The following is a 23,293-nucleotide window of genomic DNA, read 5'->3' as shown; positions in this document are numbered from 1 at the left end:
GATGGGGGTGACGGGACACGGGGCAGGGCGGGCGGCAGGAGGGCCGCCGTGTGGCAGCGAGGGGAGGTGTGCCGCAGCGGAACTTGCTTCGTCGGTCGAAGGAAGTGCGGGAACCAACTCGCCGCCAGTAGAACGCAGTCGGCGTTGTTTCGCCAAGGTCTTGACTTCTTTTCTCGGCCCTCCGTACTTTGCTCGCACTCTTCGACCGGTCGACATCCGGAGGCAGTATGGGTCTGCGCAGTCCACGCCTACGCGGGCCCCTGGGGCGTCTGGCGGCCGCCGTCCTGCTCGGTACCTCCGCGCTCACCGGCTGCGACCTCTCTGGCAACGTTGTCACCGACCTGGGCGCCACCGGCGGCACACCCGTCGAGGGCGGCACCGCCACCATGGCCCTGCCGCCCGCCGCCACCCCCAACTGGATCTTCCCCATCGGCGCCCCCGGCTACCTGGCCACGTACAACAGCGCCATCCAGAGCCTGCTGTACCTGCCGCTGTACACACCCGAGCCGAAGGGTGCCGCGCTGACCATGGACTCGCCGCGCGGCCTCGCCGAAATGCCCCGCTACAGCGACGGCAACCAAACCGTCAGCATCACGCTGAAGAAGGGGTACGAGTGGTCCGACGGCAAGCCCGTCACCACCCGCGACGTGAAGTTCTGGTTCGATCTGATCAAGCACAACAAGCAGGACTGGGCGGGATATGCGCCGAAGCTGCTGCCGGACGACGTCAAGGCCTTCGAAACCGTCGACGACCACACCTTCCGCCTCCGGCTGGACCGCGCCTACAACCCGGCATGGTTCACCGCCAACGAGCTCCAGGACTTCGTCGCCCTGCCCGTACACGCCTGGAACCCCGGCCACCAGAGCCCCGAGCGGGCCTTCGCCCGGCTGATGCGGCACGCCAGGCAGTTCTCGAAGTTCGCCACGGACCCGTTGTGGAAGACCGTCAACGGGCCCTGGCGCATCGAGAAATGGACCACGTCGGGACAGGTCTCCCTGGTCCCCAACCGGAAATACCGCGGGCCCGGCAGACCCCATCTCGACCGCGTGGTTCTCAAGCCCTTCACCACCGCCGACTCCGAATTCAATGTGCTGCGCGCCGGCGGCGTCGACTACGGCTATATCCCGCCCTCCGTCATGGCGCAGTCCGCGAAGTTCAAGGAGCGGGGCTATCGCATCGACCCGTGGGAAGGCTGGGCGGTCACCTATATCGTCCTCAACTTCCAGCACCCCACCGCCGGACCGCTGCTGCGCCAGGCCTATCTGCGCCAGGCCCTCCAGCATCTGATCGACCAGAAGTCGATCTCCCGGGTGATCTGGCACGGCAGCGCCGCCCCCACCCTCGGCCCGATCCCCGCCGGTCTGCTCGACCGCGACCCGTATCCGTACGACCCCCGGCGGGCGAAGGCGCTGCTCGCCGGGCACGGCTGGACCGGCCGGGACGGCACGCTGCGCTGCACCCGGCCCGGGGACGGCGCGGGGGAGTGCGGCGCGGGCATCGAGGACGGCCAGGAGCTGCACCTCACGCTGCTCTCCCAGTCCGGCTCGACCGAGACCTCCAACACGATGCAGGCCGTCAAGTCCGCATTCGGCATGGCCGGCATCACCCTCGACATCCGGCAGCAGCCGCTGAACACCGTCCTGGGCACCACCGTCCCCTGCAAGCGGACCGAGCCCCTGTGCGCGCAATGGCAGCTCGGCTTCTTCGGCACCCAGGGCAGCTGGTACTTCCCGCCCGACCCCAGCGGCGAGAAGCTCTTCGCCACCCATGCCCCTTCCAACATGGGCAACTGGTCCGATCCGCGCACCGACCGGCTCATCCGGGCCACCGAGTACTCCGACGCCCCGGCCGCGATGCGCACCTACGGCCGTGAGGTGGCCCGCCGGCTCCCGGTCCTGTGGACCCCCAACCCCGCCTACCAGGTCTCCGTCATCCGCAACGATCTGCGGGGCGTCGACCAGAACCCGACGCTGTCCCTCGCACCGCAGAACTGGTACTTCGTGAAGAAGGGCGGGGCCCGCCGGTGATCCGATTCCTGACCAAGCGCCTCGCGCAGGCCCTCGTCGTGCTGCTGCTGGTCTCCGTCATCGTCTTCGTCCTGCTGCACCTGCTCCCCGGCGGACCGGCCCGCGCCATCCTCGGCGTCCAGGCCACCCCGGAGTCCGTCGCCCACTTCAACCACCAGCAGGGGTACGACCGTTCACTGCCCGAGCAGTACGTGCGATATATGGGACGACTGCTCACCGGCGACCTCGGCGAGTCCTACAAGCTCAACCAGAGCGTCGCCGCCCTGCTCGCCGAGCGGCTGCCCAAGACCGCCCTGCTGGCCGGTCTCGCCCTCGGTCTCGCCGTGCTGCCGGCCGTCCCGCTCGGCGTCCTCCAGGCCGTGCAGCGCGGCAAGGCCGCCGACTACGTTCTGACCGGTGCGGCCTTCCTGGCCTACGCCACCCCGGTGTTCTTCCTCGGTCTGGTCCTCATCCTCGTCTTCAGCCAGCAACTGCCCCTGCTGCCGGCCGAGGCGCCCCAGGCCGACACGGTCGGCGGCATCCTCGCCGCCCCGGCCGCGCTCGTCCTGCCCGTGCTGACCGCCGCGCTCGGCATCATCGCCGCCTTCAGCCGCTATATGCGCTCCGCCGTCCTCGACAACCTAGGCGAGGACTACGTACGCACCGCACGCGCCAAGGGCCAGTCGAACGCCCGCCTCCTGGCCCGGCACGTGCTGCGCAACGCCCTCATCCCGCTGGCCACCCTCCTCGGCCTCTACCTCCCGACCCTCTTCAGCGGCACCCTCGTCGTCGAGTCGATGTTCAACTACCCGGGCATGGGGCTGCTGTTCTGGAACGCCGCCCAGAGCTCGGACTTCCCCGTCCTGCTCGGCGTCACGCTCGTCGTCGGCGTCGCCACCGTCCTCGGCTCCCTGCTCACCGATATCGCCTATGCCGTCCTCGACCCGCGCATCAGGAGCGTGACGTGACGACCACCGCCCTCGACGCCACGCAGCCGGACGCGGCCCTGGCCACACCCGGCCTGACCCGTCGTACCCTCGCCGTCTTCGCCCGCAACAAGCTCGCCCTCACCGGCGCTCTGGTGCTGCTCGCCCTGCTGGCCTTCTGCTTCCTCGGACCGCTGGTCCACCCCACCGACCAGATCCACACCGACCTCTCCCAGGCCAACCGCGCCCCCGGCGCAGGCCACCTCCTGGGCACCACCGACCTCGGCTACGACCTGCTCGGCCGGCTGATGTACGGCGGCCGCACCTCCCTCGAAGTCGGCCTGGCGGCAGGGCTGTTGGCGACGTGCTTCGGGACGCTCTACGGCTCCGTGGCGGGCTACTTCGGCGGATGGACGGACGCCGTGATGATGCGGATCACCGACGCCGCGCTCGCCATCCCGGCGCTCTTCCTGCTCGTCGTGGTCGCCGCCATCGTCACTCCCGGCAAGCCCGTCCTCATCCTCCTCATCGCCTCCGTCGCCTGGCTCTCCCCGGCCCGGCTCATCCGCGGCGAGGCGCTGGCGCTGCGCAGCCGCGACTACATCCATGCGATGCGGCTGATGGGCGGCGGCGGAGGGCGGGCCGTCTTCCGGCACATCGTCCCCAACGCCGTCGGCACCGTCGTCGTCAACGCCACCTTCCAGGTGGCCGACGCCATCCTCTACGTCGCCTATCTGTCCTTCCTGGGCCTGTCCATCCCGCCGCCCGCCGCCGACTGGGGCTCCCTGCTCTCCGCCGGCATCACCTACACCCAGGTCGGCCACTGGTGGCTGATCTTCCCGCCGGGCCTGGCGATCGTGCTGGTCGTCGCCGCCTTCCACTGCATCGGGGACGGGCTGCGGGACGCCTTCGACGTGCGGCTGAAGAAGAACTGACGCGGTTTCGGAAGACCTGAAGCGAGGACCCACACCATGACCGACTCGCTCCTGCGGATCGAGGACCTGCATGTCGAGATCGCCGGCCGCGGCCGCACCGTCCGGGCCCTGGACGGCATCGACCTCGACCTCGCCCCGGGGGAGGCGCTCGGCATCGTCGGCGAATCCGGCTGCGGCAAGACCATGACGGCGCTGTCCGTCCTCGGCCTGCTGCCGCCCGGCGGGAGGATCACCCAAGGCCGGATCCTGCTCGGGGGCACCGACCTCGCCGCCGCCCCGGAGCCCGCCCTGCGAAAGGTCCGCGGGAACACCGTCGGCATGGTCTTCCAGGACCCGCTGACCTCCCTCAACCCCACCCTCACCATCGGCGCCCAGGTCGCCGAACCCCTGCTGCTGCACCGGCAGTTGACCAAGGCCGACGCCTGGGGCAGGGCCGAGGAGACCCTGCGGCTGGTCGGCATGCCGCGTCCCGCCGAACGGCTGACGAGCTACCCCCACCAGCTCAGCGGAGGGATGCGGCAACGCGTGGCGATCGCCATGGCGCTGGTCTGCGAGCCCCGGCTGCTGATCGCCGACGAACCGACCACCGCCCTCGACGCCACCACTCAGCACCAGATCCTCGAACTCATCGACGAGCTGCGTGCCCGCCTCGGCATGGCGCTGATCCTGGTCACCCACGACCTCGGCGTGATCGCCCGCCGGGTCGACCGGGTCGCGGTGATGTACGGCGGCCGGATCGCCGAACGGGCCTCGGTGCGCCCGCTGTTCGCCACCCCGCGGCACCGCTACACCCAGGCGCTTTTCGCGGCCCTCCCCGACCTCCCCCGGCTCCCGCCGGGCGGGGGCGCACCCCCTGCCGACGGCGGCAGGCCGCTGGCCACCATCCCCGGCCTGCCGCCGTCCCTCGTCACCCGCACCACCGGCTGCCGCTTCGCCCCGCGCTGCGGCTTCGTCACCGACCTCTGCCGCGTCGCCGAGCCGGAGCTCACCGACGGCCCCGACGGCACCGCGCCCGCCGCCACCGCCCACGCCTTCGCCTGCTTCCACCCCGCAGGACCGGCCCCCGGCGCCGACCCGGCCGCCGAACTGCGCCCGCCCGCGCCCGCCGCGCCCCCGGTACGGACGGACGAACCGCTGCTGCGGCTCACCGACGTCGGCAAGAGCTACCCGCTGCACGGCGGCCCCTTCACCCGCCGGAAGCCGGGCGGGCGGGGCGCCGAGGTCAGCGCGGTGGCCGGCGTCTCCCTCACCGTCCGGCGCGGCGAGACCTTCGGCATCGTGGGGGAGTCCGGCTGCGGCAAGTCCACCCTCGGCCGGATAGCCGTCGGTCTGGAGGCGCCCACCACCGGCACCGTCCACTTCGCCGGCCGCGATATCAGCACCCTGAACAGGAGGGAGCTGCGCGCCCACCGGCGTGAGGTCCAGCTGATGTTCCAGGACTCGTACGCGTCCATGGACCCCCGGATGCGGGTGGGCGCCGTGCTGCGCGAACCGCTGGTCATCCAGGGCATCGGCGACCGGGCCGAGCAGCGGCGGCGGATCGCCGGACTGCTGGACGACGTGGGGCTGCCGCGCGGCGCGGTGGACCGCTATCCGCACGAGTTCTCCGGCGGCCAGCGCCAGCGCCTGGGCCTGGCCCGCGCCCTGGCGCTGGCCCCGTCCCTGGTCGTCGCCGACGAACCGGTCTCCGCGCTCGACGTCTCCGTCCAGGCTCAGATCCTCAACCTCCTGCGCGAGCTCCAGCGGGAGAAGGGGATCGGCTATCTCTTCATCTCGCACGACCTGGCGGTGGTGCGGCATCTCGCGGACTCGGTCGGCGTGATGTACCTCGGCAAGCTCGTGGAAACCGGCCCCGCCGAGCAGGTCTTCGCCCGCCCGCTGCACCCCTACACCCGGGGGCTGCTGGACACCGTCAACGCGCCCGGCCCGGACGCCGCCCCGGCCGGCGCCCCGCTCGCCGGCGAGGCCCCGTCGGCCGCCACCCCGCCCTCCGGCTGCCGGTTCCGCACCCGCTGCCCGGTCGCGACCGCGCTGTGCGCGACCACGGAGCCGCCGCCGGCCGAGCCGGAGACGGCGGGGCACCGGGTGGCCTGCCACTTCCCGCTCACCGTGGAAGCCGTCAGTAACGGGTGAGGGCGGTCGGCCCGTATGCCGTACCGATGGCGATATGCGGATGTGCGGACGGCCGCACCCAGGCCAGGATCCGCGCCATCGCCCCGGCCGGCACGGACACACAGCCGGCCGTGGCGCCCTTCCCGTTGACATGGAGGAAGATCCCGGCGCCGCGGCCGTGCACCGGGCGGTGGTAGTTGAAGCCGATGACCAGGGCACGGGCGTACTGCGTGGGATAGTCCGCCAGCCGCTCGGACTCACCGGCCGCGCAGTCCGGCGGCAGTGGCGCCACCCAGCGGTTGTAGGAGGCGGAGGCGTTGTCCTCGCACCACCAGGAGTCCGCGCCGACCCGGCGGTACGGGCTCGCCGTGCCGGGCGGCGGCGGGGCGGTCCCGAAGGCGAACGGCAGGTCGTACAGCCCCGTCGGGGTGGTCGAGGTGCCCTGCACCCGGGTGCTGCCCTCGGTCAGCCCGCCGGCGCCGAAGCGGGCCGGCACCGAACCGGCCTGTCGCCAGCGGCCGTTGTGCCGCTGCCACCACCGCACGGTCCCGGCCGTGGCCCGCGTCGTGGGCGCACGGGCGGTGATGAGCTGGTCGCCGCCGCCGGTGTCGGCCATGAGGGCGGGAAGGGGGATGCGGTGGACGGGGGAGGCGGTGGCCGCCGGGGCGGGCGCGGCGAGCGCGACCAGCACCGCGGCGACCGCGGACAGCAGTGCCGCGGGCCGGACCCCGGGCCCGGCCCGGACCGCCCTGACCGGGCTCCCGGCCGCGGTCGTGGTGCCGTCTGTCGCCGGATGCGTCGTCCTGTGCGTCATGGGCATGACGGCAATGTAGGGCGCGACGGGCTCGCGGGGCGCCGCCCGATCGGGTCATATACGTCGCACCCGGCCCGTGCGCAACCCGTCCGCGGCAATCCGCCGTGCGCCGGGGCCATGGACGGGCGAAACTCGGGTACGGGGGCTCATGTGCCACTAGCCGTCTCAGTCTGGAGGCCCGCAGTGCAGCGGCAACCGCATACGCGCAGTGAGCGCACGCTCGACCGTGATCCGCAGCCCACGCCCCCGGATCCGGGAGGCCCGCCGCCCGTCCCGGACCCGCTTCCCGGCCCGCCGAGCCCGCCTGGGCCGCCGGATCCCATACCGCCGGAACCGTCGCCGATACCCCGTCCGCCCGGACCCGATCCCGACCCGGTCCCGGAGCCGTCCCCGGCTCCGTCGCCGCTCTCCTAGGAGCCGCCCGGACCCTTCGCCCCGTAGACCGCGGGCGCCCCGTCCCGCACCACCAAGGAGGTGCTGATCATGGCCATCGCGACGGTCAACCCGGCCACCGGCGAGACCCTGAAGACCTTCGACGCGCTCAACGCGGGCGAGATCGAAGATCACCTGGTCCGGGCCGACCAGGCCTTCCAGGAGCACCGCAACAGCAGCTTCGCCTACCGCAAGGAGCGGATGCTCGCCGCCGCCGACCTGCTCGACGCCGACCAGGACGGCATCGCCCGCACCATGACCACGGAGATGGGCAAACCGCTGGCCCAGGCGCGCGCGGAGGCCGCGAAGTGCGCCAAGACCATGCGCTGGTACGCGGAGCACGCCGAGGCGCTGCTCGCCGACGAGCCTCCCGACCCCGCCGACGTCAGCGACTCCGGTGCGATCCGTGCCGTGGTGCGCTACCGCCCGCTCGGTACCGTCCTCGCGGTGATGCCCTGGAACTTCCCGCTCTGGCAGGTCGTCCGGTTCGCCGCGCCCGCCCTGATGGCGGGTAACACCGGGCTGCTCAAGCACGCCTCGAACGTCCCGCAGACCGCGCTCTATCTGGAGGAGCTCTTCCGCCGGGCCGGTTTCCCCGAGGGCTGTTTCCAGACCCTGCTGATCGGGTCCGGCGCTGTCGAGGACGTGCTGCGCGATCCGCGGGTCGCCGCCGCCACGCTCACCGGCAGCGAGCCGGCCGGCCGCGCGGTGGCGTCCACCGCCGGCGACGAGATCAAGAAGACCGTCCTCGAACTCGGCGGCAGCGACCCATTCATCGTCCTGCCCTCCGCCGACCTCGACAAGGCGGCCCGTATCGCGGTCACCGCGCGCGTCCAGAACAACGGACAGTCGTGTATCGCGGCCAAGCGGTTCATCGTGCACGAGGACGTCTATGACACCTTCGCCGAGCGGTTCACCGACCGCATGGCCGCGCTGACCGTCGGCGACCCGATGGACGAGCACACCGATGTCGGGCCGCTCTCCAGCGAACAGGGCCGCTCCGACCTGGAGGAACTCGTCGACGACGCGGTCCACCAGGGCGCCGAAGCGCTGTGCGGCGGCCGGCGGCCGCCCCAGCACCCCGCGGGCTGGTTCTACGAGCCGACGGTCCTGTCCGGCATCACCCCCGCGATGCGTATCCACCAGGAGGAGGCGTTCGGCCCGGTCGCCACGCTCTACCGCGTCGCCGACCTCGACGAGGCGGTGCGGCTCGCCAACGACACCCCGTTCGGGCTCAGTTCCAACGCCTGGACCCGGGACCCCGAGGAGCAGCAGCGCCTCGCCCGCGACGTACAGGCCGGCGGTGTCTTCTTCAACGGGATGACCGCCTCCCACCCGGGCCTCCCCTTCGGCGGGGCCAAGCGTTCCGGCTACGGACGGGAGCTCTCCGGGCACGGCATCCGGGAGTTCTGCAATATGACGACGCTCTGGTACGGGCCGGAGGACTGAACCGAGCGCCGAGAACAGCCGCCCCGGTGGGCGCATGCGCCGGAGCAGTTTCCGTCGCGGACGCGAGGGTGTACGTTCCGGTCAGGTCGGGCCGGCCAACGGCCAGGTTGGTCGGCCCGGCCACTTTCCGCCGAGCGGCGGGAGGCAATTGTCAGGCCCGGCCCATGAGTTGGCGTAGCGTCATTATCGCTGTTCCGTCAGGCATTCAATGCGCCGCGTCCTGCCCGTCCGGCACCGCGAACTCACACCACAGCGCCTTGCCCGCCCCGCGCGGCTCGGCGCCCCATTCGTCGGCGAGCGCCTCGACCAGCATCAGCCCGCGGCCGGAGGTGGCGGTCTCGCCGGGGCTGCGCCGCCGCGGCCACCGGCTGGAGCGGTCCTCGACCTCCAGCCGGATCCGGCGCGGGGGGCCGGGCAGCAGCTCCATGGCGACCAGGGCGCCGCTCTCGGTGTGGGTCAGCGCGTTGGCGATCAGCTCCGAGGCGGCGACCTCGATGTTGTCCACGACGGCGCCCGCCCGCCACTGGTCCAGCGTGCGGCGCACCGCGGAGCGGACCTCCGCGGTGCCCGACGGGTCGGCCTGATGGACGTGCAGCCGCAGCCTCGGAATGGTGGCGGCCCCGGGGCCGGGCAGCCGGTGCAGCAGCAGGAGGGCCATGTCGTCCTCCGAGCCTGGGTCCGCCCACAGATGGTCCGAGAGCCGGTCGGCGAGCGCCTCCAGGTCCGTGGGCCCGGCACGGACCGCGGCGGACAACGCGTCGATGCCCAGGGAGATGTCCTGGCCGGGCTGTTCGACCAGGCCGTCGGTGCACAGCAGCAGTGTCGAGCCGGGCTCCAGGAACAGCTGGGTCTCCGGGAAGTGGTCGTGCCCGAAGTGCGTGGCCAGACCGAGCGGCAGCCCGCCGCGGACCACGGGCCAGTCGATGTGCCGGGAGCTGTTGCTGATCAGCGGGCCGAGGTGACCGGCCCGTGCGATGTGCAGCGCCCCGGACTCCATATCGGCCTGGATGTACGTACACGTCGCGAACCGCTCGGTGTCCAGCTCCGCCAGAAAACGGGACGCCCGCACCAGCACGGTCTCCGGCGAGTGCCCCTCGCCGGCGTAGGCGCGCAGGGCGATGCGCAGCTGACCCATCACGGCGGCCGCATGGGTGTCATGGCCCTGTACGTCGCCCACCACCAGCCCGGTCCGTCCCTGGGGCAGTGCGATCACGTCGTACCAGTCGCCGCCGATGTCCCGCCCGACGCTCGCCGGGTGATAGCGGACGGTGACCGCCCCGCCCGTGATGGGCGGCAGCCGGCGCGGCAGCATGGTCGCCTGGAGGCCGGTCGCGAACTCCCGCTCCTGGTCGAAGAGGGTCGCCCGCTGGACCGACTGCGCGACGACACCGGCCAGCGCCAGCGCCAGGTTCCTGGCCTCCGGTGAATGCACCGACGGCTCGGCGTTGAGCAGCCCCAGCGCCCCGATGACGGTGTCCTGCGCGACCAGCGGCAGGAACGCCGCGCTGCCCGCAGGCAGCACCTCGGTATACGGGCGCAGCCGGGGATAGCGGGCGATCAGCTCACCGCGGGTGCTGAGGAAGACGGGCCGGCGCGAGCGCGCCGTGTCGGCCAGCGGCAGGGTGTCGTCCAGCCGTGAGGTCATCATGTCGTCGGGCACCTCGCCCTCCAGCCCTGCGGTGGCGATGACCTCGAACCGGTCGTTCTCGACCAGGCCGAGGATCAGCCCGTCCGCGCCGAACCGCCGGGCGCCGCCGGCCCCGGTGAGCACCCGGGTCACGTCCTTGACGGACAGGGCACGCGCCAGCGCGGCGGTGGTCTGCTGCACCATCAGGGTCTGCCGCTGCCGCTCCTGCTGGAGCGAGCGCAGCAGCGCGGAGTCCGCCAGTTCGGTGGTGGCCTCCCGGACGATGCCGATGACCCGGTACGGCACCCCGTCCGCGGTGTGCAGAATCCGCCCCTGGGAATGCGTCCAGCGCTGGGTCCCGTCGCGGCACTGGACCCGGAAGTAGGCGCCGTAGGACGAGTGGCCGTCCAGCAGGGCCTGGGAGAGCGCCTCGTCCAGCCGGCGGCCCTCCTCCCGCGGCACCCGCGTGACCAGGGACATCGGCGTGCCGTCGTATTCGTCGGGGCGCAGATCGAAGACGTCCAGGGCACCGGAGTCCAGGTCCATGGACCCGCGGTCCAGATCCCAGTCGAAGGTGCCCATCCGGTTGAGCGAGAGCCGCTCGCGCAGCCCGATGGGCTCGCGGTGCGACACCCCGGGCGCGTCCTCCTCGACGAGGCGCCGGTCCCGGCCGGGCCGGGGGTCGTAGTCCTCGCCGAACGGGTCGAGGGGGCCGCTGCTCATGGCGTCGCACACCTCGTCGCCCCGTGGCACCGGACGTGCGCAGGCATGCGCCGACGGCAGCGGTGCATCGGGGCGGCGGCCGTCGACACCGGGCCGAGCCTGCCTCGTGCCCACGGTCGCGGGCCGTTGACCGGGGCCGATATCCACCGGAACGCGGCCATGCGCTCACCCTAGGCGCGGGCCGGACACCCCGCATGTCCGGTGCTCCGGATGCCTTTCGGGGGTACGGAGGACGGGTGAAGGGCCGGCGGTGGCACCGGGCTCCTGTCCCGCGCCGCCCCATGAGGGCCCGCGGGGCGGACGACGTTCCCGGTGCGGGTGTTGCGTCCCGGTAACTCGCCCGTCGGGCGGGGCTCTTGACGCGGTACGTTCAAGACGCGAGTCACACCACCCGAACCGCAGGGCCCGAGGCCCAGGGCCCGTCCGGTGGGTGTCCGCCTGCCCTTGCTACTGGAAGGCACCCCCCAGCATGAGATCCCGAACAGCCCGGCGAGCCCTGACCGCCGCGGTCGGGGCCGCCGCGGTCATCCTCGTACCGCTGTGGGAGGCCGCCCCCTACCCCGCCGGCCCGGAGCGGATGCAGGTCTACCTCACCACCACCTCCGACCCCGCGGGCCGTCGGGTCGTCAAGGGGCTGGAGAAGCAGGCTCCCCTTCCCTTCATCCAGGGCGGCACGACCGGCATCACCGTCGACGAGTCGAAGACCTACCAGCGGTTCGAGGGCGGCGGCGCGTCCTTCACCGACACCGCCGCCTGGCTGCTGAAGAGCAGCGGCGCGCTGAGCGGGGCCACCCGCGACGCCACGCTGAAGAAGCTCTTCGACCCCGCCACGGGTATCGGCCTCGGCTTCATCCGCAACCCCATGGGCACCTCCGACCTCGCCCGGTTCGGCTACACCTTCGACGACATGCCCGCCGGGCGGACCGACCCGGACCTCAGGAACTTCTCCCTGGCGCACGACCTCGCCGGCGTCCTGCCGCTGACCGCACGGGCCCGCAGGCTCAATCCGGCCGTCAAGGTGATGGCCTCGCCCTGGAGCGCGCCCGCCTGGATGAAGGACAACGAGAAGCTGGAGCAGGGGCATCTCCGGTCGAGGTATTACGCCACCTACGCCCGGTACTTCGTGAAGTACCTCCAGGCGTACCGGGACCGGGGGGTGCCGGTCGACTATGTCTCCGTCCAGAACGAGCCCACCTGCTGCTCCGGCTATCCGTCCATGCGGTGGAACGCCTCCGGGCTCGCCTACTTCACCAGGAACGACCTGCTCCCCGCCCTGCGGCAGGCCGGGCTGACCACCAAGGTCCTCGCGCTGGACTGGAACTGGGACCGCTACGACGCCTTCGCCCGGGAGACCGTCGACGACCCGGCGATCCGCCGCCACCCCAACTTCGGCGGTATCGCCTGGCACGGCTACGGCGGTGACGTCGGGCAGCAGACCCGGACGCACGACCGCTACCCGGGCATGCCCGCCTACGACACCGAGCACTCCGGCGGACGGTGGATCGGCAACCAGCAGCGGGAGGACATGCACAACCTCATCGACTACACCCGCAATTGGGGCCGCAGCTGGGTCAAGTGGTCGCTCGCCGTCGACCGGAACGGCGGCCCGCACCACGGCGGTTGCGGCAACTGCACCGGACTGATCACCGTGCACCACGGGGCCGGACGAGGGCACGGCACGGTCGATTACACCGTCGAGTACTACACGATGGGCCACCTCACCAAGTTCGTGCGGCCCGGCGCCCACCGTATCGGCTCCACCGCCTCGGCCACCGTCCCCAACGTCGCCTGGCGCAACCCCGACGGATCCAGGGCGCTGATCGCCTACAACGACACCGGCAGCACCCGGCGGACCGCCGTCAACTGGGGCGGCCGGCATGTCACCTACGACCTGCCGGCCGGCGCCGCGGCCACCTTCACGTGGTAGCTCCGGCAGCACCGCGCCGCCGGTGAGCCGTCCCGGGGCCGCCGCTCCGGGACGGCTCCTGCCGTCAGGCGTGCACCCGCGACGGCGCCGCGACCGGCCGGGCCTGGTGGGCCCGGTGCCGCAGGGTGGCCTTCCGCGTCGCCACATCGACGGTGTATGCATCGATGGTCAGCCGTGCGCCGGACACCTTCAGCACCATGAACCCGTGGTCGGAGAAGTTCTGCCAGGCCGCCGGGTGCCCGAAGTGCGCCGTGCCGTCCTCCGTCTTGGCCGACGCACCGCACACCACCTGCCGGGTGCCGCCCGTACGGGCCGTCGGCTCCAGGATCTGAAGCGTGTGGTCGTGGCCGGACAGGATCAGATCGGCCCGTCCGCACACCACCTTCTCGTACATGTCCTTGAGGTGGACCCCGCTGGTGTAGTTCCCGATCTCGAAACCGTCATAGGATCCGGCGCTGCCGTGCTTGCCGTTGTTGAGGTACGGGTGGTGTCCGATCACCACCTTCCAGCGGGCCCGCGAGGCACGGAGCGCACCGTCCAGCCAGCTCCGCTGCTCGCGCATGTACGGCCCGTCCCACCGGTAGTGCGGGTCGAGCTGGGCGACGTACGACGACCAGGGAATGGTGTCGATCGCGAAGAACTCCACCAGCGGATCGGCGGCCGGCAGCGGCACGCTGTAGTAGCGGCTCGGCATGTACCAGCGCCGCGAGGTGGCGGCATAGGAGACCTCGCGGTCACCGCGCGAGGGGTCGCCGCCGCTGCCGGGGATCAGGCCCGAGCAGTCGTGATTGCCCAGCACCATCAGCCAGGGCACGTCGATGCCGCTGTTCGGCCTCTCGAACTTGTCCTGGAACTCCGAGTCGTCGTCGGACTCCGGCCCGTTCTCGTAAATGTTGTCGCCGAGACCGACGGCGAGGCCGATGTGCTCGGCCCGGCAGACATCGCGCGCGGCGGCCGCCACCGCGTACTGCGCCTCGTCCCCCGTCCCCGCGTCCCCGGTGACCAGAACGGCGAACTCTCCCTTGCCATTGGGGTGTTCCGGGAACGGAAAGGCTCCCGGGCTCCCGAGGCGGGGCGCGGCGGACGCGGGCGACTGGGCCGGCGAAGGCAGCACCGCGAGCGCCGCGCCCGCCATCGCGCCACCCAGCAGCGTCCGCCGGTTCACCCACTGCGGAACGCGCCCCGTCGTACGCGTCGGCGGCCCCCCGGCCGTCGCTGCCGAGCCGGCCCGCAGCCACTCCTGCTCGGTCATGTCCGCCTGCGGCGGGATCAGTTCGTCTTCACACATGACTGGTTTTCTTTCACGGTCGGCAGAGGTGATGGTGACGAAATGATGAAGCGGGGGTGGACGTATGGCGATCACGGGCCGCTTCGCTACGCGTCGGTAACAAAGCGTGTTCCAGGGGCCATCAGGGGGTGAGCGGATCGCCGGACGAGGCGGTGGGAGTGTGCTGGATCACCGGTTCGCGAGGCGGCGGAGGGTCCGGCCGAGATGGCGGACGTACTGCCGCTGGAAGACGGGCACCAGCGGGCCGCCAAGGCGGGTGACCGCCCGGGCGGGGCGGCTGAAGGCGGTCACCGTGAACCACACCGAGCCGTCGGCACGCAGCTCGGCGACGAACGCCTCCTCGCCGCACTGCGGATGCCCCTTCCTGGCCCCGTATCCGAAGCCGATGCGGTCCTCCTCGGCCACCGTCCACACCACCGTGCACGGCGCCCGCAGCCGCAGCGGTCCGAGGCCCAGCGAGACCTCGACGCCCACGCCCGGCGCGGCCCGCGGGGCGTCGGCCCGGATACGGGTGCCGGCCGCGCGATGCATCCGGAAGGTGGTGATCGCCTCGCCCGCCGCGGTCAGCACCGCCCGTCCGTGGCCGATCGGCAGCTCCTCGCGGAGGTGGCGGTAGCCCGGCGGCAGCGGGGTGCGCCGAGTGCCGCCCTCCTCGGAGTAGTTCAGATCGCTCATGCGGTGCGGCTCCTCGGGGGCGGGCGGGGCGCGGGAGGGCGACGGTACGGGGTGAACCACCGGCGATCAACGACGCTCGCCCGGTGCGGTGACCGCATACGCACGGGGTTCGGTGCCAGGGTGGTGGCGTGAAGTACATGGTGCTGATGTACGCCGATCCCGCAGCGACCGGAGCGATGTCCGCCGCGGACCGCGCCGAGGTGTTCCGCCGACACGAAGCGCTCCATCAAGACTTGGCGGGCACCGGCGAGATGCTCAACGGAGCCGGGCTTGCCTACCCGAAGGACACGACGACCCTCCGGTGGCGCCGGGAGGGACCGACGGCGACGGACGGGCCGCTCACGGGAAGCCCCGAACAGCTGACCGCCTACTTCGTGATCGACTGTACGGGCCCGGAGCGGGCGCGGGCGATCGCCGAACGCGTCGTCGATGGCCATGTCGTAGCGGTCGAGGTGCGGCACGTCCACGATTCGTTCGGCATGGGCGAAATCTGACCGGCCCGCAGGCAGCGGGCCGGCACGCGGATCATCCCGTTGCCGACGCGGAAGGGGCGCTTGTGCTGCGGGTCCTTTCCTCCGACGCCGGCCGGCCAGGGAGGCGCCTCCTCCCTGGAGGGGGGAGTACCTCCTCTATAGACTCCTCGGGTGAGCATCGATCCCGAGGTGCCGCGGCCCGGGCAGCTGGACGAGGACGACCTGCTGCTGGCCAACGCACTGCAAGCCACGTCCCGCGCGACCTGGAGCGAGCTGGGACATGTGCTCGGGCCGGACGCGGTGACGCTGGCCCGCCGGTGGGAGCGCCTCCAGAGCAAAGGGCTGGCCTGGGTGACACCCGCGCTGGGGCCCGGCCTCCTGTACCGCACGTGCCGCGCCTTCGTCGAGATCCACTGCGAGCCGGGCGGCGCCGCGCAGGTGGCGGCCGAGCTGTCCCGTGAGCCCCACCTGCTCACCATTCAGCATGTCGCCGGCACCTACGATCTGTTCGCGATCGCCTTCACTCCGGACTTCCCTTCGATGTCCGACTACCTGCTCACCGGCCTGCCTCGGCACGAGGGGGTGGTCCGCGTCCGTTCCCACCTGGTCACCCGCAACTTCCGTACGGGATCGCAGTGGCGCCTGGGCGTGCTCAACCAGCACCAGGAGCGGGCCCTGCGCAGCACCCGGCCGGAACCGCACGGCGCGGAGACCGTGGCGTACAGCAACTGGGAACGCGACCTGATCGTCGCGCTGAGCGACGACGGCCGGCTCCGCTACACCGATATCGCCACCCGGCTCGGTGTCACGCCCCGGACCGCGCAGCGCCGGCTGAACCGGCTGCTGGGCAACCGCGACCTGCTGCTGCGCTGCGATGTCGCGCGGCCTCTCGCCGGCTGGCCGACCGGGGCGCTGCTGTGGCTCAACGTCCCGGACGAACTGCTGGAGGAAGCCGGCCGTACGCTCGGCGCCTTCCCGGAGACCCGCAGCTGCGCGGCGCTGTCCGGCGCCAGCAACCTGCTGGTCACCGTCACCCTGCACTCGGTGGACGCGCTGCACGACTGGGCGGTGCAACTACGGCAGGCGCTCCCGTACGCGGAGATCGCGGACCGTTCCGTGGTGCTGCGACAGGACAAGCTGTGCGGTCATCTGCTGGACGGGTGGGGACGAAGCCGTGGCGTCGTCCCCCTCGACATCTGGCGTCCGAGCGGCCTCAGCCGGTGAGGCGGATACCGCCGGTACCACCGCAACGCATACCGCCGGTATCACCGCCACGAAGGGGGACCGCGACGGGCGGGCGCCGCAGGCCCGCGCCGAGCGTCCGCTCGATCTGCCGGGCCAGTCGCAGTACGCCGATGTCGTCGCCGCTGCGCCCGACGATCTGCACCCCTACGGGAAGCCCGTCCTGGGTGAACCCTGCCGGAACCGACAGGGCGGGTACGCCGAGCACGGTGAACCAGTACATGGAGCGCATGCAGTCGAGATAGTTCTCGCTCCTGGTGGCTCCGATGCGCTCCGGCCACAGCTGATCCGCGCTCCACGGCAGCACCTGGGTGGTGACCGTCACCAGATAGCGGTAGGTGCCGGTGAAGGCGGCGAACCGCTGGAAGAGCTGTCCCCGGAGCCTGTGCGCGCGCATGAGGCCGGCCGAGGTCGTCGCCAGCCCGTGCTCGATGTCCTGGCTGACCCTGGTGCCGAAGGACTCCGGATGCGCGGCGTACCGGTCGCCGTAGTTGAGCGCCCGGTACCAGCCGCGCAGGGTGCGGAACGCCTCGTCGGCCCCGGTCATGTCAGGGGCCGCCACGCCGACCTTGCCGGAGATCCCGGTCAGGGCGTCGAACACCGGGCCCATCGCGGTGCGTACGGCGTCGTCGACCGCGAGCTGGCCGCCGAGGTCCGGACTCCACGCCACGGGCACATCGGAGAAGTCGTACTCCAGACCGGCACGGAACCGGGACGGGTCGCCGAGGCCCCAGGGGGACCGCGGATCGGCCCGGGTCAGCACGCTCATCTGAAGGGCGACGTCGTCGACGGTACGGCCGATCGGGCCCTGGATGCTCAGCGGCGCGAACGGGTCGTTCGCCGGCCACATCGGAATCGAGCCCACCGAGGGCCGCAGCCCCACGACGTTGCAGAAGGTCGCCGGGTTGCGCAGCGATCCTCCGGTGTCGCCGCCGTCGGCGATGACCACCATGCCGGTCGCGACCGCGGCCGCCGCCCCGCCGCTGCTGCCGCCGGCCGTCAGCTTCAGGTCGTACGGATTGCGGGTGGGGCCGAACAGTTCGTTGGTGCTCTGGATGCCCGCTCCGAACTCGGGCACATTGGTCTTGCCCACCGTCACGGCACCCGCGTGCACCAACTGCTCCACGACCAGCGCATCGTGATCCGGCACATGGTCGGCGTAGAGCTTCGAACCGTAGGTCGTACGGATGCCCTTGGTCGGGGCGAGGTCCTTGTGCGCGACCGGGAGGCCGTGCAGGGGGCCGAGCAGTTCGCCTCGTGCGGCGACGGCGTCGGCGCGGGCGGCGAGCTCACGGGCACGGTCCTCGGCGAGCGTGATGATCGCGTTGACCTTCGGGTTCACCGCGTCGATCTGGGCGAGGTGCGCGTCGAGGATCTCGCGCGCGGACACCTCACGGCGCCGCTGGAGCTCCACCAGTTCCCGGGCCGGCAGCCACAGGAGGTCATTCTCGGTCACGAAGATCAGCAGTCCTTGTCTCGGGTGTCGGGTGTCGGATGACGGGCTCACGGCAGGTGGATGGGAGCGCCGGGCCCCAGCGGCAGGTCGAGGAAGTAGAAACCGGTGAGGATGACGGTCCACACCGTGGCGAAGGCCAGGGCGAACGGCACCAGCCGGGAGATGACCGTGCCGAGTCTCAGCTCGGGCTGGTACTTCTGCGCCGAGACCAGGGCGAAGTACAGGAAGACCTGCATGGGCGTGATGGCCCCGGTCACGGAGTCGCCTATTCGGAAGGCCGCATGCATGGCGGCGGGGGAGAGGCCGAGCAGCATCCCGGCCGGCACCATGACCGTGCCCAGGATGGACCACAGGGCGGAGCCCGAGGTGATGACCAGGTTGAGCAGCGAGGTCACCAGGACGACGGCGAGCAGAATCCCGAAGCCGCCGAGCCCCACGGACTTCGCTCCGTCCGCGAGGCCGATGGCGAAGAACTTGCCCAAGTTGCTCCACGTCAGCAGATTGATGGTCTGCGCGATGGCGAAGACGAGCACCACGAACCCGGACATGTCCCGCACCGCGCCGATGATGTGCGGGTAGACGGCACGCGCTTCCTTCCCGACCCCGCCACAGCGGGCGTAGACGAGGCCGAAGAGGAAGAACAGCCCGGACAGCACGAGGGCGAGGCTGTCGACGAACGGGGAGGGCGCCAGCACCCCGCCCTCTCCGCGCAGCGGGCTTCCCGGCAGCAGCCAGGCGGTGACCACGGCAGCGGCGACCGCCAGCGTCACCGCGCCGCTGATCAGCAGCGCCCGGCGCTGTGCCGGAGTCGCGGTCGTCCCGGTGGCCTCGCCCTCCGGAGCGGAATGGGCGGGGTCGTGCTCCGGGTTCCAGGGCGCCAGCCGGGGTTCGAGTACCCGGTCGATGAGGAAGCCGCCGATCAGGGGCAGGAGCAGGCCCGTCGCCGCGGTGAAGAACCAGTTCATGGCGATGTGGATGTGATAGCCGTCGATGCCCGGCAGCAGATCTGCCGCGCTGTGCGTGATGCCGGTCGTGGTCACATCGAGGGTGCCGAGCAGAATGCCGCCGTCGTAGCCGCTCCCCACACAGACGAAGGCGCCGAGCAGGCCCGCCACCGGGTGTCGTCCCACCGCCTTGAAGACGATCGCGGCGAGTGACGGCAGCAGGATGTAGGCGGAATCGGCCAGTACGTGTCCCTGGCAGGCGACAAAGGCGACGAGGTAGGGAACCCAGCGTCTCGACACCCGCAGGAAAACGACCCGCATCAGACATTCCAGGGCGCCGGTTCCCTGCGCGACACCTATGCCCATGGCGATCACCAGCACGGGGCCGAGCGCGGGGAAGGCCATGAAGGAATCGATGGCCGTGCCCAGGAGATGGCTGAGGCCCTCCGGCGTCAGCGCGCCGAGCACGGGTGTCGGGTTCTTCTCACCCGGTACCTGGACCGACCCGTCGAAGCCGGCGATCACCGTCGACAGCACGGCGACGAAACAGAAGATGCCGGCGAAGAGCACGAACGGATGGGGGAGCCGGTTGACCCATCGCTCGACTCGTCCCAGCAATCCATCCAGCGGTGGGGAGTTCCGTTCCCATAGCTTCATCGATACCTACCTCGTCCCGGAGCGTGGCGCGGTGTGCGTGCGCGCCACTATCGGGGGGCCCGGCGCAAAACTCCGGAGAGGTAAAGAGGAATGTCCATCCGAGGCTGTAAATCGCAGAAAAACGGCCATCGGCCCGGGTCGAGCGCACCTCCATGACGGGCAGCGCCCGCCGAGCCGCGGCCGGCCGCCTCCGCGCCGCCGGTCATCCGGCGGCCGCCCTTCACTCCGGTCCGCCGCCCCCGTCCGGCGCCCCGTGCCGCCCCGCCCCCGCGGCGAACCGCGCCGCGCCCTCCATCGACTCGGCCAACACCGCCTGCCCGTAACGGAGTTCCTCCGCCATCGCGGACCGTTCGTCCCTGCCCTCCTGGTCCAGCAGGGAGGCGCGGTCGCTGCGCAGGCACGCCTGCGGGAAGCGGGCGATCTCCGCAGCCAGCAGCTCCGCCTCCGCACGGGCCGTCCCGGCCGGCACCACACGATGGACGAGACCGATGTCCAGCGCCTCCGCGGCCGGGACCGGCCGCCCCGTCAGCACCAGGTCCATCGCCCGGCTCGCGCCGATCAGCCGCGGCAGCCGGACCGTACCGCCGTCGATGAGCGGCACCCCCCAGCGCCGGCAGAACACCCCGAAGACCGCGTCCTCCTCCGCCACCCGGAGATCGCACCAGAGCGCCAGCTCCAGACCGCCGGCCACCGCATGACCGGCGACCGCCGCGATCACCGGCTTGCCGAGCCGCATCCGGGTCGGCCCCATCGGCCCGTCCCCGTCCGAGGCCACGCGGTTACCGCGCTCGGTGCCGATCGCCTTGAGGTCGGCGCCGGAGCAGAACGTCCCGCCCTCGCCCCACAGCACCGCGACCCGCGCGCCGTCGTCCTCGTCGAACTCCCGGAAGGCAGCGGCCAGTTGCGCGGCCGTCGCGCCGTCCACGGCGTTACGGGACGCCGGCCGGGACAGCACCACCGTCGTCACCGGCCCGGCGCGCTCGACCCGTACCGACATCAGGCCACGCCTCCGGCCGCATCCGCCGTCGCCGGACGGGCGCGCTCCAGGATCGAGGCCAGATCGGCCCCGGCCGGCAGGGTGCCGAAGGCATTGCCCCACTCCCCGTCGAGCCGCGAGGCGCAGAACGCGTCGGCGACCGCCGGGTGGCTGTACCGCACCAGCAGCGAACCCTGGAGCACCAACGCCAGCCGCTCCGCCAGCGACCGCGCCATCAGCTGCGCCCGCTCCGGATCGGCGAGCCCGCCGAGCATCTTGCGGACCCCGGCCACCGCCGCGTCCAGCCGGTGGTCGGCACCCGCCGCGGTCTCCACCTCCGCGAGGAACGCGTCCAGTGCGGCCGGCTCCTTGCCCAGCGCCCGCAGCACATCGAGCGCGGCGACGTTCCCCGAGCCCTCCCAGATGGACAGCAGCGGTGCCTCCCGGTAGAGCCGCGGCATGCCGGAATCCTCGACGTAGCCGTTGCCGCCCAGGCACTCCAGGGCCTCCGCCGCATGGGTGCTGCCCCGCTTGCACACCCAGTACTTCCCGGCCGCCAGTGCCAGCCGGCGCAGCGCGGCCTCCCCGGCGTCGCCGGCCTGCGACCGGTCCACCGCCGTCGCCAGCCGCATCCCCAGCAGCGTCGCCGCCTCCGACTCGACCGCCAGATCGGCGAGCACCGAGCGCATCAGCGGCTGGCGGCCCAACTCCCGCCCGAAGGCCTGCCGGTGCGCGGTGTGGTGCAGCGCCTGCCGCAGCCCCGCCCGCATCCCGGCCGCCGACCCCAGCACACAGTCCAGCCGGGTCATGTTCACCATCTCGACGATGGTCCGCACCCCGCGGCCCGGCTCACCGACCGGCCAGGCCACCGCCTCGTCGTACTCGATCTCGGAGGACGCGTTGGAGCGGTTGCCCAGCTTGTCCTTGAGCCGCATCAGCCGCATCCCGTTGAGCGTGCCGTCCGGCAGCACCCTCGGCACCAGGAAGCAGCCGAGGCCCTCCTCGGTCTGCGCCAGCGCCAGGAACACATCGCTCATCGGCGCCGAGGTGAACCACTTGTGGCCGGTGAGGAGGTAGCTGCCGTCGCCGGCCGGAACCGCGCGGGAGGTGTTGGCCCGTACGTCGGAGCCGCCCTGCTTCTCCGTCATCGACATGCCCGCGATCAGACCCGACTTGGTCAGTGGCGCCCGCAGCCCGAAGTCGTAGCTGCGGGAGGCGAGCAGCGGCTCGTACTGCGTGGCGAGTTCCGGTGCGGCGCGCAGGGCGGGGACGGCGGCGTACGTCATCGAGATCGGGCAGCCGTGTCCCGCCTCGGCCTGCGACCAGACGTAGAACTTCGCGGCACGCACCAGATGCGCCCCGGCGCGGTCGTCGGCCCAGGGCGCGGCATGCAGACCGTGCTCCACCGCGACGGTCATCAGCTGATGCCAGGCCGGGTGGAACTCGACCTCGTCGATGCGGTGTCCGAACCGGTCATGGGTGTGCAGCCGGGGCGGCTGCTCCTCCGCGCAGCGGGCCTGGTCCTGCACCGCGGCGGAACCCGCCAGCGCGCCGAGCTCGGACACTTCCCGGGTGCCCCACTCGGCGCCGTCCCGGCGCAGTGCCTCCAGCAGGGCCGGCTCGTCCGCCGTGCTGAACCCGGTCAGCGGCGGGGCCTGATTCACGACTTCATGGGTGACGGTCATGGCATCGACGTTACAGAATCCGAACAGCCGTGGGAAGACTGTAATGCCGCAGGTCGGCATCGCTAGAATTTCGTGCACATATGAACGACGACACCGCCACCCCCGACGACACCGAAGCCGCCGCCCTCGCGTTGCGGCCGCTCACCGCGCGCTCCATCGTGCTGAGCACCCTCCTCGGCCATCACCCGCCCCGGCTGCCCGCACGCGTCCTGGTGCGGGTCGGCGAGCTGTTCGGCATCGCCGAGGGAACGGTCCGGGTCGCGCTCTCCCGCATGGTGGCCGCCGACGACCTGCGGCAGGCCGACGGCTCGTACGCGCTCACCACCCGCTTGCTGGCGCGCCAGGCCCGGCAGGACGAGAGCCGCTCACCCGCAACACGGCCCTGGGACGGGGACTGGGAGATCGCCGTCGTCGCCACCGCCGAACGCCGGCCCGCCGCCGAGCGCACCGCGCTGCGCCAGGCCATGGCGGCGCTGCGACTGGCCGAGCTCCGCGAGGGCAGCTGGCTGCGCCCCGCCAACCTCGACCGGACCCGCCCCACCGTCGTCACCGAGCAGTGCACCTGGCTCACCGGCACCCCGGAAGGCGATCCGGCCGCACTCGCCGCCCGGCTGTGGGACCTGACCGGCTGGGCACGCCGGGCCCGCGCCCTGACCTCCGCCCTGGACCGCGCCGACACCCCCGCCGACCGCTTCACGGTCGCCGCCGCCGCCCTCCGTCATCTCCTCTCCGATCCACTGCTGCCCGCCGAACTGCTCCCCGGGGACTGGCCCGGCGCCCAACTCCGCACCCACTACGCCGAGTTCGAGGCCGAACTGCGAAATCTGCTGCGGCAGTACCTGACCGACTAGATGCAATACCGGTGATTTAGGTTGTTTTTCGGCGGGTTGGCCTGGTCTTGGTCGGCCCGATCAGGGTCACGCGGGGAGTCTCCGGCCTGGGCGGA

16 protein-coding genes and 1 pseudogene are annotated in these 23,293 nt (G+C 72.0%); 9 read left to right on the top strand and 8 right to left on the bottom strand.

The window, feature by feature from the left end; translation table 11 throughout:
• Positions 1–227: 227 nt before the first annotated feature.
• From IF67_RS0133985 to IF67_RS0133970, 4 genes are read left to right on the top strand one after another with little or no spacing between them, the layout of a single operon-like run.
• Complete coding sequence (locus IF67_RS0133985) at positions 228–2,027, top strand: peptide ABC transporter substrate-binding protein (protein WP_030992289.1); 1,800 nt, start codon at positions 228–230, stop codon at positions 2,025–2,027.
• Positions 2,024–2,974, top strand: a complete 951-nt coding sequence (locus IF67_RS0133980) for an ABC transporter permease (RefSeq protein WP_030992288.1) — start codon at positions 2,024–2,026, stop codon at positions 2,972–2,974. The genes IF67_RS0133985 and IF67_RS0133980 overlap by 4 nt, the downstream gene beginning before the upstream one ends.
• Entirely contained in the window at positions 2,971–3,867 is an 897-nt protein-coding gene (locus tag IF67_RS0133975) for an ABC transporter permease (protein ID WP_030992286.1), read from the top strand. Before IF67_RS0133980 ends, IF67_RS0133975 begins: the two co-directional genes overlap by 4 nt.
• 36 nt (positions 3,868–3,903) lie before the next feature.
• On the top strand, positions 3,904–6,000 hold the full coding sequence (locus IF67_RS0133970) for an ABC transporter ATP-binding protein (protein WP_030992283.1): 2,097 nt from the start codon (positions 3,904–3,906) through the stop codon (positions 5,998–6,000).
• On the opposite strand, the gene IF67_RS0133965 is transcribed toward IF67_RS0133970, so the two are convergent.
• Positions 5,987–6,799 carry a L,D-transpeptidase family protein gene (locus tag IF67_RS0133965; RefSeq protein WP_234341509.1) on the bottom strand — a complete coding sequence of 271 codons (813 nt, stop codon included), beginning with the start codon at positions 6,797–6,799 and terminating at the stop codon, positions 5,987–5,989. The two genes, IF67_RS0133970 and IF67_RS0133965, sit on opposite strands and share 14 nt — an antisense overlap.
• 477 nt (positions 6,800–7,276) lie before the next feature.
• On the opposite strand from IF67_RS0133965, the gene IF67_RS0133960 reads away from it, so the two are divergent.
• Complete coding sequence (locus tag IF67_RS0133960; RefSeq protein ID WP_030992273.1) at positions 7,277–8,674, top strand: NADP-dependent succinic semialdehyde dehydrogenase; 1,398 nt, start codon at positions 7,277–7,279, stop codon at positions 8,672–8,674.
• A 205-nt stretch (positions 8,675–8,879) separates the two neighbouring features.
• Here the strand turns inward: IF67_RS0133960 and IF67_RS0133955 are convergent, their stop codons facing one another.
• Positions 8,880–11,024, bottom strand: coding sequence for a SpoIIE family protein phosphatase (locus IF67_RS0133955; RefSeq protein WP_030992271.1), 2,145 nt, complete (start codon positions 11,022–11,024; stop codon positions 8,880–8,882).
• A gap of 469 nt (positions 11,025–11,493) precedes the next feature.
• Here IF67_RS0133955 and IF67_RS0133950 point away from each other — a divergent pair.
• Positions 11,494–12,948, top strand: a pseudogene (locus IF67_RS0133950) (glycoside hydrolase family 30 protein); the annotation flags it as partial.
• Positions 12,949–13,015: 67 nt separating this feature from the next.
• Here the strand turns inward: IF67_RS0133950 and IF67_RS0133945 are convergent.
• Both IF67_RS0133945 and IF67_RS0133940 read right to left on the bottom strand, forming a co-directional pair.
• Complete coding sequence (locus IF67_RS0133945; RefSeq protein WP_030992267.1) at positions 13,016–14,239, bottom strand: metallophosphoesterase; 1,224 nt, start codon at positions 14,237–14,239, stop codon at positions 13,016–13,018.
• Positions 14,240–14,407: 168 nt separating this feature from the next.
• Complete coding sequence (locus tag IF67_RS0133940; protein ID WP_030992265.1) at positions 14,408–14,914, bottom strand: DUF1990 family protein; 507 nt, start codon at positions 14,912–14,914, stop codon at positions 14,408–14,410.
• A 137-nt stretch (positions 14,915–15,051) separates the two neighbouring features.
• Here IF67_RS0133940 and IF67_RS0133935 point away from each other — a divergent pair, with 137 nt between their 5' ends.
• Positions 15,052–15,408 (top strand): YciI family protein, encoded by a 357-nt coding sequence (locus IF67_RS0133935; RefSeq protein WP_051818903.1) that lies wholly within the window; start codon positions 15,052–15,054, stop codon positions 15,406–15,408.
• A 150-nt stretch (positions 15,409–15,558) separates the two neighbouring features.
• The gene (locus tag IF67_RS0133930) at positions 15,559–16,611 is read left to right on the top strand and encodes an Lrp/AsnC family transcriptional regulator (protein ID WP_051818901.1); all 1,053 of its coding nucleotides are present in this window, start codon (positions 15,559–15,561) and stop codon (positions 16,609–16,611) included.
• Here the strand turns inward: IF67_RS0133930 and IF67_RS0133925 are convergent.
• From IF67_RS0133925 to IF67_RS0133910, 4 genes are all read right to left on the bottom strand, one after another.
• On the bottom strand, positions 16,601–18,085 hold the full coding sequence (locus tag IF67_RS0133925; RefSeq protein WP_051818899.1) for an amidase: 1,485 nt from the start codon (positions 18,083–18,085) through the stop codon (positions 16,601–16,603). The genes IF67_RS0133930 and IF67_RS0133925 overlap by 11 nt on opposite strands.
• Positions 18,086–18,132: 47 nt before the next feature.
• Entirely contained in the window at positions 18,133–19,686 is a 1,554-nt protein-coding gene (locus IF67_RS0133920; protein ID WP_030992257.1) for an AbgT family transporter, read from the bottom strand.
• A gap of 220 nt (positions 19,687–19,906) precedes the next feature.
• Positions 19,907–20,683 (bottom strand): crotonase/enoyl-CoA hydratase family protein, encoded by a 777-nt coding sequence (locus IF67_RS0133915; RefSeq protein WP_030992256.1) that lies wholly within the window; start codon positions 20,681–20,683, stop codon positions 19,907–19,909.
• Positions 20,683–22,347 carry an acyl-CoA dehydrogenase family protein gene (locus IF67_RS0133910; RefSeq protein WP_030992254.1) on the bottom strand — a complete coding sequence of 555 codons (1,665 nt, stop codon included), beginning with the start codon at positions 22,345–22,347 and terminating at the stop codon, positions 20,683–20,685. The genes IF67_RS0133915 and IF67_RS0133910 overlap by 1 nt, the downstream gene beginning before the upstream one ends.
• Positions 22,348–22,427: 80 nt before the next feature.
• Between IF67_RS0133910 and IF67_RS0133905 the strand changes: the two genes are divergently transcribed.
• Positions 22,428–23,198 carry a PaaX family transcriptional regulator C-terminal domain-containing protein gene (locus IF67_RS0133905; RefSeq protein ID WP_030992252.1) on the top strand — a complete coding sequence of 257 codons (771 nt, stop codon included), beginning with the start codon at positions 22,428–22,430 and terminating at the stop codon, positions 23,196–23,198.
• The last annotated feature ends 95 nt before the right edge of the window (positions 23,199–23,293 follow it).

The sequence above is a fragment of the Streptomyces sp. NRRL S-1813 genome, assembly GCF_000719605.1.
In the GTDB taxonomy this organism is placed as follows: Bacteria; Actinomycetota; Actinomycetes; order Streptomycetales; family Streptomycetaceae; genus Streptomyces; species Streptomyces decoyicus.
This window is presented reverse-complemented; position numbering and strand designations above follow the sequence as displayed.

Coding starts and splice junctions, on each gene's coding strand:
- IF67_RS0133985 (WP_030992289.1), top strand. CDS start 228: ATGGGTCTGCGCAGTCCACGCCTACGCGGGCCCCTGGGGCGTCTGGCG.
- IF67_RS0133960 (WP_030992273.1), top strand. CDS start 7,277: ATGGCCATCGCGACGGTCAACCCGGCCACCGGCGAGACCCTGAAGACC.
- IF67_RS0133935 (WP_051818903.1), top strand. CDS start 15,052: ATGGTGCTGATGTACGCCGATCCCGCAGCGACCGGAGCGATGTCCGCC.
- IF67_RS0133940 (WP_030992265.1), bottom strand. CDS start 14,914: ATGAGCGATCTGAACTACTCCGAGGAGGGCGGCACTCGGCGCACCCCG.
- IF67_RS0133905 (WP_030992252.1), top strand. CDS start 22,428: ATGAACGACGACACCGCCACCCCCGACGACACCGAAGCCGCCGCCCTC.
- IF67_RS0133965 (WP_234341509.1), bottom strand. CDS start 6,799: ATGCCCATGACGCACAGGACGACGCATCCGGCGACAGACGGCACCACG.
- IF67_RS0133955 (WP_030992271.1), bottom strand. CDS start 11,024: ATGAGCAGCGGCCCCCTCGACCCGTTCGGCGAGGACTACGACCCCCGG.
- IF67_RS0133910 (WP_030992254.1), bottom strand. CDS start 22,347: ATGACCGTCACCCATGAAGTCGTGAATCAGGCCCCGCCGCTGACCGGG.
- IF67_RS0133915 (WP_030992256.1), bottom strand. CDS start 20,683: ATGTCGGTACGGGTCGAGCGCGCCGGGCCGGTGACGACGGTGGTGCTG.
- IF67_RS0133970 (WP_030992283.1), top strand. CDS start 3,904: ATGACCGACTCGCTCCTGCGGATCGAGGACCTGCATGTCGAGATCGCC.
- IF67_RS0133945 (WP_030992267.1), bottom strand. CDS start 14,239: ATGTGTGAAGACGAACTGATCCCGCCGCAGGCGGACATGACCGAGCAG.
- IF67_RS0133920 (WP_030992257.1), bottom strand. CDS start 19,686: ATGAAGCTATGGGAACGGAACTCCCCACCGCTGGATGGATTGCTGGGA.